Genomic DNA, 10,804 nt, shown 5'->3' with positions numbered 1-10,804 from the left:
ATGTTTGGAAAAAAAAAGCACAAAATAGATTATAGTTCTTTTTATACTAAATACAAAGATTATCAATTTACAGTACTTAAATATCTATTCTCTATTATTATTAGCTTTTTAACGTTGAAAACAACAGGGAATTTACTATATGTCATTATTCCTTTGCTAGAGTTGATTATTTTTTTTCTTGTTTCAAATTTTATCATTAAAAAACATAAAATTATTGGATGCTTTATCAATAATTTGTTTATTCTCTTTTATAACGTCGAGATATTAGTTCTTTTTTTTGGAAATAGCTTTGTAACTCTTATTATGTTAAATAATCTGAGCTCCTGGGAGGCTCTCAAAGGAAGAATTTTTATTTTTGGTTTAGGTATTATTTTATTATTAACCTTTAGTTTCCTACCGATTAAGTATGTTGAAACACAGAATAAGATTACCTACTACCTTTATAAATATAATGTTGTTTCTCTATTTCTTTTGAGTGCTGCACTCACTCTAAATTTATCTTTGGGAGGATTCTTTGGTTTTAAGTATTCTCCAAGTAAGTCAGTCTACGATTTAGCAGTTGCTGAATATGATTATATTCAGCTGCTTCAAAAAGCGGAAAGAGAGTCTGCAGAGAAGAAAAAACTTTTCTACAAGGAGGAAGTTGGAGACTTTATTAAAAAACCGAAAAATATACCCGAGAAACCTAATGTGATTCTTATTTTTACAGAGGGAATGTCTCAGCATATTATTGATGATGAGAGAAATATCACTCCTAATATTAAAGAATTACAATCAAAATCTTTGAGTTTTTCCAATTATTATAATCATACCTTTGCAACTTATAGAGGGATAATTGGTCAATTATATTCAGGTTATCAGTTAGATAATTCTGATCAGAACCATCTGATTTCTCTACAGGGCATTTTGAAGAAAGAAGGATATCATACTTCTTTTATTAATACAGAAGCTCATAATAAAGAATTCACTTCTTACTTAAACCATTTAGGTTTTGATTCTGTTCTAGATGCACAGCCTTCTAAGGGGGAGGAGAGTACATTCGATAAGGATGCCTATAAAGAACTTAATAAATTGATGGCTAATCAGCCTGATGGGCAACCTTTCTTTATCTCAATGTATACTTTTGGTACACATATTGGCATGAATTCATTTGATAGGAAATACTCTGATGGAAATGACCGTTTGTTAAACCGTTTTTATGATTTAGATATACAATTTGGGAAATTCATCGAAAAATTTAACAATAGTAAATATTCGGAAAATACAATTTTAGTCTTCACAACCGACCATGCAACTTATGTTGATGATGAATATAGAAAGTCATTTCCTAATCAGTCTAGAGGAATGGGCAATCTTGACAAAGTACCTTTTTTCATATATTATAAAGGAGTCGTTCCTCAAATACTAGATGCTCAGGGGCAAAATTCTGTTAACCTTACTCCAACTATTTTAGATTATTTAGATATTTCTAGGGAAAATTATTTCTTAGGTAATTCATTATTTGCTAATAAGGAGTATAGGACAGTTTTTAGCAGCTTATTTGTTTCAGAATTAACTTATGCAAATACATCTGATGCCGTAGTTCGATACTTATCTAAACACGAAGAAGAAAAGATGGAGACGTATATCGTGGATTATTATTCTTCAGCAAGATGGTAAGACTGTTGTAACGATAGTGTTTTTTATAAAACAAGGAGATAGAATATAAAATGAAAGAAAAAATTGCGGTATTGCTTCCAGCATATAATGAAGAAATAACTATTCAAAAGGTTATAAGGGATTTTCAGAAAGTTCTACCTCAAGCAGACATTTATGTTTATGATAACAATTCAAAGGATAGGACCAATGAACTGGCTAGAGAAGCTGGAGTTTTTGTAAAATTTGAGCCTAGGCAAGGCAAAGGGAATGTAGTTCGTTCTATGTTCAGAGAAATTGATGCAGATTATTATATTATGGCTGATGCAGATGATACCTATCCAGCAGCTGAAGTTGAAAAATTACTAGCTCCTTTGCGTTCGGGAATGGCTGATATGACCATTGGAGATCGTCTTTCAAACGGAACCTATTCCCAAGAAAATAAACGTGGTTTCCATGATTTTGGTAATAATTTAGTCAAGTACTTGATTAACTCTCTATATAAGGGAAGCTACAATGATATTATGACCGGCTACCGTGGCTTTAATCGACTTTTTGTTAAGACATTTCCTGTCTTGTCTCCAGGATTTGAAATTGAAACAGAGCTATCTATTCATGCTATGGATAAGCGTTTCAAACTAGTAGAAGTACCAATAACTTACAAGGATCGTCCTGAGGGAAGTGAGTCTAAACTCAGCACGTTTTCTGATGGCTTTAAGGTTCTCAAAATGATTTTTAGTCTATTTAAAGACTATAAGCCATTGGTATTCTTTTCTATTTTAGCTTTTTTCTTATTTTTGGTAGGACTTATTATTGGATTACCCGTTATTGCAGAGTTTGCTAATACAGGCTTGATTGACAAATTGCCATCAGCAGTTTTAGCGACAGGATTTATGATTTTAGCAGGTTTGTTTTTTATTGCTGGTATCATTTTGGATACTGTAGTTCGACAAAACCGAATGCAGTATGAACTCGAGGTTTATCAATACTATGATTAATGCTTTTAATAAGGCTATAAAATATAGATATGCTTTAGCTCTGGTAGTCTTTATTCTTGGCTTGGTACTGAATCTTAATGGTAGTTCCATAGCGAGCTGGAATAGAATGGGTGTGACTGAGCTTCAGAATGGAGTTCAGTCAAAATCAAAAATTGAAGGAGATGGTAGCCAATGGTTATCACCTTTTTCAAATACAGATGGTGTTATTTTTGGCATTCCAAGAGGAATTAGATCTGATGAATGGATGGTTCAAACTTCCTTTTTTATCTCTCAGGTTAATTCTGGTAATCAACTTGTCAATGAGAATTATGGTTTGTCTGGTCAGAATATGATTGTAGCTTATCATTCACCAGTCAATCATATTTCTATTTTGGGTAAACCGTTTAACTGGGGAGCTTTATTCCTCAGTCCTTCTCGTGCTCTATCTTGGTATTGGTGTTTTAAGATTATTACTCTTATTCTTTTGTCTTTTGAGTTTATTATGATTCTGACAAAGGGGAATAAGGTGTTGTCTTTTATAGCGGCTTTCTTTATCACTTATACACCAGTCGTACAGTGGTGGTTCATGCAGCATTTGGGAGATATAGTCTGGTTTACTTTACTAACTTTGGTTTCTATTTATTATTATTTTAGTTCTGAAAAATTAATTGCTAAGGTCAGTTTTGCAGCACTTCTATCCAGTAGTCTGATTGGCTTTGTTTTAGTCATTTATCCCGCATTTCAAGTTGTTTTTGCCTATATTATTTTGATATATTTTCTCGTTAAGTTTTTTACAGCTTTGAGAAAAAAACAACTGTCCAGAAATGATTGGATTATTATGTTTACAACGCTTTGTGTCACTGCTGTGATTCTGGGAGTTAGTATTTATCAAAGTTTAGATGCTATTATTGCATCGTTAGAAACAGTCTATCCAGGTAGTCGAGTTTCTACAGGTGGAGGAATTCCTCTCACATTTCTAATCACTATATTTTTAAATCTCTTTCTGCCTTATAAGCTTCCTACTATATTAAATCAAGTAGAATTAGCCTCTTCTCTTAATTTTCTTCCTTTTATGCTCCTGGCTTTGCCTTTTATCATATATAAGAAGCAGATTAAGGAAAATTTATTTGGAATTCTGTTGTCTTTGTACAGTGTATTTCTTATACTATACATATTCGTTGGTGTCCCAGAATGGTTAGCAAAAATTACTCTATTCAGTTATGTGACATCAGGAAGAGCCTGGCAGGCTTTGGCTGTTATAGCAGTATTTATTAGTTTTTGGTTTATTGACTTTGTTTGGAAAATGGAATGCAAGAAGCTTTTTAAAGTTCTTCTGCCTATTAGTATACTTAGTTTTATTCTTTTTTCCTATTTGATATCTTACAATCAAGTTTATAAGGATTATATCTCAAGAAGCTATATATTACTGTCAGCTTTTCTACTTTTCTTAACATTTTTGCTAGGAGTTTTAAAATATAAGAAACTATTTACTCTATTTATGTTAATTTTATCTTTATTAACTGGTTTTACAGTAAATCCAATTGTTAGAGGAACAGAAGTTGTTGAGAATAAAAAGCTAGGAATAGCAATTAAAGACATAGTCGAAAGAAATCCACAATCTATTTGGTTGACGGACAACAACATGCTTTATAATTATCCACAAATGTTTGGAGCAAAAATGATTAATGGTGTTCGCTTTTATCCAGATATAGAAGAAATGAAGAAGATAGATATCAATGGTGAATATGTTAATGAGTGGAATCGTTATGCTCACATTAAGCCAATTTTAGTTGATGATAAAGTAAGTATGTCTAACAGTAGTCCAGATGTCTTAGATATGCAAGTCAACACTGCAACTTTAAAAGAGTTACATGTTAGTTATGTTATTTCAAGTCGAGATTTAGCGATCAAATTTGGGAAAGAATTCCAACTCCTATATGGTCCTGATAAAGACGGAAATAGAATTTATCAATTTAATGCGGAGTATTAATAATAAATATATTAGGAGATTACATAAATGGAGAGAATTGAAAAATTATTAGGAATAAAAGAGGAAACATATGCTCGCCATGTTTTTACAGCACTTTGTATTAGTTTTATTGTCGCCTTAGGTGCAGTACTATATAGAAATCCCGGATCTTGGATGGATGAACAATCTCATTATTATAGAGCGATTCAAATTAGTAATGGAGATGTTTACAAAAATGATAATGGGAATATGGCTTTATTTGGAGGAATGGTATCAGAAAATCAGCAATCTTTTATGGATTATTTTATAAAAAATGGGCCTAACCATACGTTTGGTTTATATCCTTTATCAGAGGTTGGTAAATTACAGTATTCTGAAAAAAACAGATTTCAAGCGGCTACCAATGCCGTTCCTTATCATCCTCTTGTATACTTTCCCTATGTCTTGATTGCCTTATTGAATAAAATTTTGCATTTAACTCCAGCAACTGAATTCATTTTTATGAGATTATCCGGATTAATCTTTGCCTTTTTCGTTTTAATATTGTCAATTCGAATAATCCCATTTAGTAAGTGGACAATTGCTGCGCTAAGTCTTCATCCTACAATCTTATTAACAAACAGCGCTATTTCAGCTGATGTTTTTACAAATGTTTCTATCATTTTTTTTGTAGCTTGTTTAACTAAAGTCACCTATAAAGTAGCAAAGTTAAAAAGTTTTCAAAAGTTAGATGCAATACAACTAGGAATATCGATTATCTTAGTTTCTTTGGCTAAAGTACCAGCTTTCTTAATTATAATATCTGTTTTCCCGATGCTCTATTTTGCAAATAAAGAAAAGCTAACTAGTAGATTTATAAATATTTTTCTGTTATTTACTTTATTCTTCTCAATACTTTGTTCATTACTATTGATCGTATTGATAAAGGATGTAAATACAGGTGCTTACTTTGGGAGAAATGTAAATACCTTTAAGCAGTTATCTCATATTTTTTCAAATATTTTTAAATTTATAAGTATGTATCTTCGAGAGATTTTCTCTTATGATTATACAGTGATTCAGCTAGGGTATGCAGAGGAAGTGACTTATCAAAAGCCTCCTATCCTAGTTTCCATACTGTATTATGTTGCCTATGGACTCAGTTGGCTTTATCAAGAAAAAGAATATAGAGTGACTAAAATAGATATTAAAAAATTCAATTTAATTCAAATAGGCAAAATATTTTCTTTCTTTGCGATTATTTTATCCACCTTCCTTATTTTATATCTTCAATTTTCTCTTGTTGATTCTGATATAATTGAAGGAGTTCAACAGAGGTATTTTATCGCCTATAGCTTGCTATTACTGACATTTATACCCAATATAGTAAAACTTAAACGACCATTTCTCCATGGTATAGTAGTCGTGACGTACCTTCCTTTGGTTACTTATATAATTTACTTCTTTATTCAAATTTTCTAAATAATATTTCTAAAATTAAAATTCATAAATAAAAAAATAGAATAGGCAAGTCTACCTGTTCTATTTTTTCTTAATTTATGCTAAACTAGTAGTATGGGGGTGTGAGCATGATAAAGATTTTCGGTAAGGTTCGCTATCACTGGCAGCCAGATGTAGCTATCCTGATAATATATTGGTCTTTATCGGTCATTCCGATTTTTGTTGGCTTAGCTTTGATGTATGAAAGCTCACGAGTGCCGACTCTTGTTCTGTTTTCTTTCTTCTTGTTCATGGTTTTGTTGGGAATGGGAGTTCATCGTTATTTTACCATTTATGACGATGGAACCTTGCGTATTATCACAGCCAATCCCTTTACTCCGATAAAGGTCAAGATTTCAGATATTGAAAAAGTCGAAGTGACCAAGACGTCAATTACCTTATATTTTAAGGGGCAGAGCCGCAGCCGGAGTTTTTGTATGCGCAAGTGGCCTAAGAAATATTTTGTCAATGCCCTAGCCCTTAATGAGCATTTTAAGGGTGAGGTAGAATTAGTAGATAATTTTACCCATATTGACTATTTTGAAGCTTACTATGGCAGTCAGTCCAAAAAATCCTAGTCTTTCAAAAGAGCTCGGGTTGGGCAGTTTTTGATGGCTTCCACGACATCGGGATCCTCAGCGATTTCCTTTTCTAGGAGCTGGTCGTCCTGGTAAAATTTGACGATGCCATTGTCATGATAGTCAAAAAGATCTGAGTAGGTTTGACAGATCCCACAGGCAATGCACCGTTCGGGAATGAGTGTTACTTTCATACCCATATTGTAATAAGATTTTAAGAAAAACTCAAGGAGGAAGTCATGGAAAAAGAACCATGGGAAGAAGATGTATACGATAACGGAGAAGATAAGTTGAAACGAACTAAGAAGTTTAGCGCCTTGAATGCAGACCGCTTATTGACCATATTAACCATTATTTTCTGTATTTTAGTGGTTGCGGTGGTGTGCTTCCTGACCTATCTGTCTACTGGAGGAAGTAATAGACAAACCCAAATGGAAGGTTTCTACGGCACTTCAGCAGCAAGTTCTAGCAGCGAAGCGTCTTCTACAGCAGAGCAGACAGCGGCAAATACCACAGAATCCTCTGAAGGAACTCTGACTGTCCAGCCTGGCGAAGGAGAAGCAGCCATTGCGGCGCGTGCAGGTATTTCTATTGCCAAGCTTGAACAGCTTAACCCTTCTCATATGTCTACTGGTTCTTGGTATGCCAATCCAGGTGATGTTGTGAAGATTGAGTAGGAGCTGACCATGAAACAGATTCAAATTGCGATTGACGGTCCTGCTTCCAGTGGAAAATCGACCGTTGCCAAGATTATTGCTAAGGATTTTGGCTATACTTATTTAGATACAGGAGCCATGTATCGGGCTGCAACCTATCTGGCTCTGCGGCATCATCTGACGGAAGCAAATGCCACTGAAATTGTAGACTTGCTCAATAATCATTTGGTCAGTTTTGGTCGAGCAGAAGATGGCGAGCAGCTAGTCTTTGTCGGCGATGTGGATGTGACTCACCCAATTCGGGAAAATGAAGTTACCAATAACGTTTCTTGGGTATCTGCCATTCCTCAAGTCCGTGAGAAACTGGTGGCCTTGCAGCAGCAAATTGCAGCTCAGGGAGGGATTGTCATGGATGGCCGTGATATTGGAACGGTTGTCTTGCCTCAGGCTGAGCTCAAGATTTATCTGGTAGCTTCGGTTGAGGAAAGAGCTGAGCGCCGTTACAAGGAAAATCTATCTAAAGGTATTCCTGCTGACTTGGAGAAACTGAAAGAAGAAATTGCCGAGCGGGATTATAAGGACAGTCACCGCGAAGTTTCGCCATTGAGACCTGCAGAAGATGCCATACATTTTGATACCACTGGTATTGGCATTTCTGAAGTTGTTGCATTTATCGAAGAAAAAGCGAAAAAAATCATTGACAAATAAAATGAAACTTGGTATGATAGTGGAGTTGAGAAAAGCAGAAGTGAGAGCTTCTCGCCTTGCGACTAACGTTGTCTGGCTCTACAGGATTCAGTTTCAGTAATGAAATATTATCGTGTAGTGCGGGTTTGCGTTAGCAGGTCCGCACTTGTTTTTCTCTAAAAATAAAAAAAGAGGTGAAAACCATAGCAAAACAAGACTTATTCATCAATGATGAAATTCGTGTGCGTGAAGTTCGCTTGATCGGTCTTGACGGCGAACAATTAGGTATTAAACCGCTGAGCGAAGCGCAGTCTCTTGCGGATGAAGCAAATGTCGATTTGGTCCTGATTCAGCCACAAGCTAAACCACCTGTTGCAAAAATTATGGACTACGGTAAGTTCAAATTTGAGTACCAGAAAAAACAAAAAGAACAACGCAAGAAACAAAGTGTTGTTACTGTGAAAGAAGTTCGTCTCAGCCCAACTATTGACAAGGGAGACTTTGACACTAAACTTCGCAACGCACGCAAATTCCTTGAAAAAGGAAATAAAATAAAGGTATCTATCCGCTTCAAAGGCCGGATGATTACCCACAAAGAAATCGGGGCTAAAGTTTTAGCAGATTTTGCTGAAGCTACTCAAGATGTTGCTATTATTGAGCAAAAGCCTAAGATGGATGGACGTCAGATGTTCATGCAGATGGCGCCAATTCCTGACAAAAAATAGATTGTCAGAAAGATAGAAAAAGGAGAAAACATTATGCCAAAACAAAAAACACACCGCGCATCAGCTAAACGTTTCAAACGTACAGGTTCTGGTGGCTTGAAACGTTTCCGTGCTTACACTTCTCACCGTTTCCACGGAAAGACTAAGAAACAACGCCGTCATCTTCGCAAAGCAGGAATGGTGCATGCAGGAGATTTCAAGCGTATCAAAGCAATGCTTACAGGTCTGAAATAAGAGCTACTGTAACGATTATCTAGGAAATATTGGAGGAAATATAAATGGCACGTGTTAAAGGTGGCGTTGTATCACGCAAACGCCGTAAACGTATTTTAAAATTAGCTAAAGGTTACTATGGAGCAAAACATATCTTGTTCCGTACTGCAAAAGAGCAAGTAATGAACTCTTACTACTATGCATACCGTGACCGCCGTCAGAAAAAACGTGACTTCCGCAAACTTTGGATCACTCGTATCAACGCGGCAGCTCGATTGAACGGCCTTTCATACTCACAATTGATGCATGGTTTGAAATTGGCTGAGATTGAAGTTAACCGTAAAATGTTGGCTGACTTGGCTGTTAACGATGCAGCAGCTTTCACAGCTCTTGCAGACGCAGCTAAAGCTAAGCTTGGTAAATAATTAAAATAAGAACTGAGGATTTCCTTGGTTCTTTTTCGATAATTCTTAATGAAAAGTATGAGGAGGGAAATAGTCTGCCATGCCACTTATAGTATAGATAAAGGCATGTTGCTGATAAGACAGCTTTCATGGTAAAGCTAGTTAAAAATAGGAATTTGCGATATAATAGGAAAAACAGATACTTATGTGAATAAAAAATCAGTAGAATGGAGAAATTATGTCAGAGAATCGTTTGGCTTGGGATCAGTATTTTGCGGCTCAGGCTCTCTTAATTGCTAATCGCTCAACCTGCAAAAGAGCCAAAGTCGGCGCTGTCTTGGTCAAGGATAATAAGGTTATTTCAACTGGTTACAATGGCTCAGTTTCAGGGACTGAGCACTGTATTGACCATGAGTGCTTGGTTATTGACGGTCACTGCGTGCGGACTTTGCATGCCGAGGTCAATGCTATCTTGCAAGGAGCCGAGCGGGGAGTTCCCAAGGGCTTTACGGCTTATGTGACCCATTTTCCCTGTCTCAACTGTACCAAGCAACTGCTTCAGGTCGGCTGCAAACGGGTAGTATACATCAACCAATATCGCATAGATGACTATGCTCAGTATCTCTACAAGGAAAAAGAGGTGGAATTGGTTCATCTGCCGCTGGATGATGTCAAGAAGGCCATTGCTCAGACGGATTTGCTATAGAGGAGAAGTTCTGGAGGTAAAAGGAGAAGGCAGATGAATGAGAAATTGGCAGCCGCTTGGCAGCATTTCTTTGAAGGACAATTAAATAAGGCCGAAGAACTAGAGCAGCAGCTTGAAAAAGATTCCTTTAGCCGCTGGAATTTGCGAGCTTATCTTGCTGTAGAAAGGCAAGATTATCAGAATGCTTTTGCAAATTTGGAGCTTTATCTGATTCAGGCTCAAAATGATAGTGATATTGAAAATGAGCATATCGCTTATCATCAGCTAGGCTATGTTGCTAGAGCTGCGGGAGATTTTTATCAAGCTTTAGAATGGATAGAAAAAGAGGCTGCTTTCCTAGCGATGTACTTCCCAGATGACCATTATCGTCAATCAGTTAATCTCTATGAGCTAGGTTATCTAAATCTTAAATTAGGCCGATTGACTCAAGCTCAGGAGTTTATGCGAAAGGCGCATATCTATGCTAAGGAGTCAGATGATGTGATCAATCATGCCTGTAGTTACCGAGGCTTGGGCGAAATTGCTCAAGCTTTGGGAAATCTCCAAGAAGCAAGAATCAACTTCGCGGCTGCTATCAGACTTTTTGACCAAGCTGGTGATGCTATCGGTAAGGCGGAAGTTGAAGAGTTGTTAGCAAGCTGCCCTTAGTTTATCATTGCAATAAAGCTATAGTTTTCGTCTATAGCTTTTTCTATTAAAAAAATTCTGAAGTTTTTAGCGAAAAGTGGTATAATGAAGAAGTTATATAGTCCCGATAAGATGATAGGAAACTTCT

Annotated in this window: 13 protein-coding genes and 1 other annotated feature; of the genes, 12 read left to right on the top strand and 1 reads right to left on the bottom strand. The window is 35.9% G+C overall.

Annotated features, from left to right (window positions below; translation table 11 throughout):
* The 5 genes from K4I03_RS03255 to K4I03_RS03235 all read left to right on the top strand — a co-directional run bounded on the left by K4I03_RS03255 (position 1) and on the right by K4I03_RS03235 (position 6,638).
* Positions 1-1,659, top strand: a complete 1,659-nt coding sequence (locus K4I03_RS03255; RefSeq protein ID WP_223310645.1) for an LTA synthase family protein — start codon at positions 1-3, stop codon at positions 1,657-1,659.
* Positions 1,660-1,709: 50 nt separating this feature from the next.
* Positions 1,710-2,633, top strand: a complete 924-nt coding sequence (locus K4I03_RS03250; protein ID WP_125378788.1) for a glycosyltransferase family 2 protein — start codon at positions 1,710-1,712, stop codon at positions 2,631-2,633.
* Entirely contained in the window at positions 2,626-4,602 is a 1,977-nt protein-coding gene (locus K4I03_RS03245; protein WP_227963719.1) for a DUF7657 domain-containing protein, read from the top strand. The genes K4I03_RS03250 and K4I03_RS03245 overlap by 8 nt, the downstream gene beginning before the upstream one ends.
* A gap of 27 nt (positions 4,603-4,629) precedes the next feature.
* Positions 4,630-6,042 carry a DUF2142 domain-containing protein gene (locus K4I03_RS03240; protein WP_227963718.1) on the top strand — a complete coding sequence of 471 codons (1,413 nt, stop codon included), beginning with the start codon at positions 4,630-4,632 and terminating at the stop codon, positions 6,040-6,042.
* A gap of 107 nt (positions 6,043-6,149) precedes the next feature.
* On the top strand, positions 6,150-6,638 hold the full coding sequence (locus K4I03_RS03235) for an EbsA family protein (RefSeq protein ID WP_002895031.1): 489 nt from the start codon (positions 6,150-6,152) through the stop codon (positions 6,636-6,638).
* Here the strand turns inward: K4I03_RS03235 and K4I03_RS03230 are convergent.
* Positions 6,635-6,832 carry a ferredoxin gene (locus K4I03_RS03230; RefSeq protein ID WP_321573152.1) on the bottom strand — a complete coding sequence of 66 codons (198 nt, stop codon included), beginning with the start codon at positions 6,830-6,832 and terminating at the stop codon, positions 6,635-6,637. The two genes, K4I03_RS03235 and K4I03_RS03230, sit on opposite strands and share 4 nt — an antisense overlap.
* 45 nt (positions 6,833-6,877) lie before the next feature.
* Here K4I03_RS03230 and K4I03_RS03225 point away from each other — a divergent pair, with 45 nt between their 5' ends.
* From K4I03_RS03225 to K4I03_RS03195, 7 genes are all read left to right on the top strand, one after another.
* The gene (locus K4I03_RS03225; RefSeq protein WP_002895035.1) at positions 6,878-7,315 is read left to right on the top strand and encodes an SAG1386/EF1546 family surface-associated protein; all 438 of its coding nucleotides are present in this window, start codon (positions 6,878-6,880) and stop codon (positions 7,313-7,315) included.
* Between the two features lie 9 nt (positions 7,316-7,324).
* On the top strand, positions 7,325-8,002 hold the full coding sequence (cmk, locus tag K4I03_RS03220) for a (d)CMP kinase (RefSeq protein ID WP_227963716.1): 678 nt from the start codon (positions 7,325-7,327) through the stop codon (positions 8,000-8,002).
* A 26-nt stretch (positions 8,003-8,028) separates the two neighbouring features.
* Positions 8,029-8,159, top strand: a sequence feature (ribosomal protein L20 leader region).
* A 16-nt stretch (positions 8,160-8,175) separates the two neighbouring features.
* The gene (infC, locus tag K4I03_RS03215) at positions 8,176-8,706 is read left to right on the top strand and encodes a translation initiation factor IF-3 (RefSeq protein ID WP_002895037.1); all 531 of its coding nucleotides are present in this window, start codon (positions 8,176-8,178) and stop codon (positions 8,704-8,706) included.
* Between the two features lie 33 nt (positions 8,707-8,739).
* Positions 8,740-8,940, top strand: coding sequence for a 50S ribosomal protein L35 (gene rpmI, locus K4I03_RS03210; protein ID WP_002895038.1), 201 nt, complete (start codon positions 8,740-8,742; stop codon positions 8,938-8,940).
* A 44-nt stretch (positions 8,941-8,984) separates the two neighbouring features.
* Positions 8,985-9,344 carry a 50S ribosomal protein L20 gene (rplT, locus tag K4I03_RS03205; protein WP_000124830.1) on the top strand — a complete coding sequence of 120 codons (360 nt, stop codon included), beginning with the start codon at positions 8,985-8,987 and terminating at the stop codon, positions 9,342-9,344.
* Positions 9,345-9,561: 217 nt separating this feature from the next.
* Positions 9,562-10,029, top strand: a complete 468-nt coding sequence (locus K4I03_RS03200; RefSeq protein ID WP_227963715.1) for a deoxycytidylate deaminase — start codon at positions 9,562-9,564, stop codon at positions 10,027-10,029.
* A gap of 33 nt (positions 10,030-10,062) precedes the next feature.
* Complete coding sequence (locus K4I03_RS03195) at positions 10,063-10,677, top strand: tetratricopeptide repeat protein (protein ID WP_227963714.1); 615 nt, start codon at positions 10,063-10,065, stop codon at positions 10,675-10,677.
* Positions 10,678-10,804: the final 127 nt, after the last annotated feature.

The sequence above is a fragment of the Streptococcus sanguinis genome, assembly GCF_020729725.1.
Taxonomy (GTDB): domain Bacteria; phylum Bacillota; class Bacilli; order Lactobacillales; family Streptococcaceae; genus Streptococcus; species Streptococcus sanguinis_V.
The sequence above is the reverse complement of the archived record's forward strand: the minus strand, read 5'-3'. Positions and strand labels throughout refer to the sequence as shown.

Excerpts from the sequence above, each read along its gene's own strand:
- K4I03_RS03240 (WP_227963718.1), top strand. The coding sequence starts at position 4,630 with ATGGAGAGAATTGAAAAATTATTAGGAATAAAAGAGGAAACATATGCT.
- K4I03_RS03230 (WP_321573152.1), bottom strand. The coding sequence starts at position 6,832 with ATGAAAGTAACACTCATTCCCGAACGGTGCATTGCCTGTGGGATCTGT.
- K4I03_RS03225 (WP_002895035.1), top strand. The coding sequence starts at position 6,878 with ATGGAAAAAGAACCATGGGAAGAAGATGTATACGATAACGGAGAAGAT.
- rpmI (WP_002895038.1), top strand. The coding sequence starts at position 8,740 with ATGCCAAAACAAAAAACACACCGCGCATCAGCTAAACGTTTCAAACGT.
- K4I03_RS03250 (WP_125378788.1), top strand. The coding sequence starts at position 1,710 with ATGAAAGAAAAAATTGCGGTATTGCTTCCAGCATATAATGAAGAAATA.
- K4I03_RS03255 (WP_223310645.1), top strand. The coding sequence starts at position 1 with ATGTTTGGAAAAAAAAAGCACAAAATAGATTATAGTTCTTTTTATACT.
- K4I03_RS03195 (WP_227963714.1), top strand. The coding sequence starts at position 10,063 with ATGAATGAGAAATTGGCAGCCGCTTGGCAGCATTTCTTTGAAGGACAA.
- K4I03_RS03200 (WP_227963715.1), top strand. The coding sequence starts at position 9,562 with ATGTCAGAGAATCGTTTGGCTTGGGATCAGTATTTTGCGGCTCAGGCT.
- K4I03_RS03235 (WP_002895031.1), top strand. The coding sequence starts at position 6,150 with ATGATAAAGATTTTCGGTAAGGTTCGCTATCACTGGCAGCCAGATGTA.
- cmk (WP_227963716.1), top strand. The coding sequence starts at position 7,325 with ATGAAACAGATTCAAATTGCGATTGACGGTCCTGCTTCCAGTGGAAAA.
- K4I03_RS03245 (WP_227963719.1), top strand. The coding sequence starts at position 2,626 with ATGATTAATGCTTTTAATAAGGCTATAAAATATAGATATGCTTTAGCT.
- rplT (WP_000124830.1), top strand. The coding sequence starts at position 8,985 with ATGGCACGTGTTAAAGGTGGCGTTGTATCACGCAAACGCCGTAAACGT.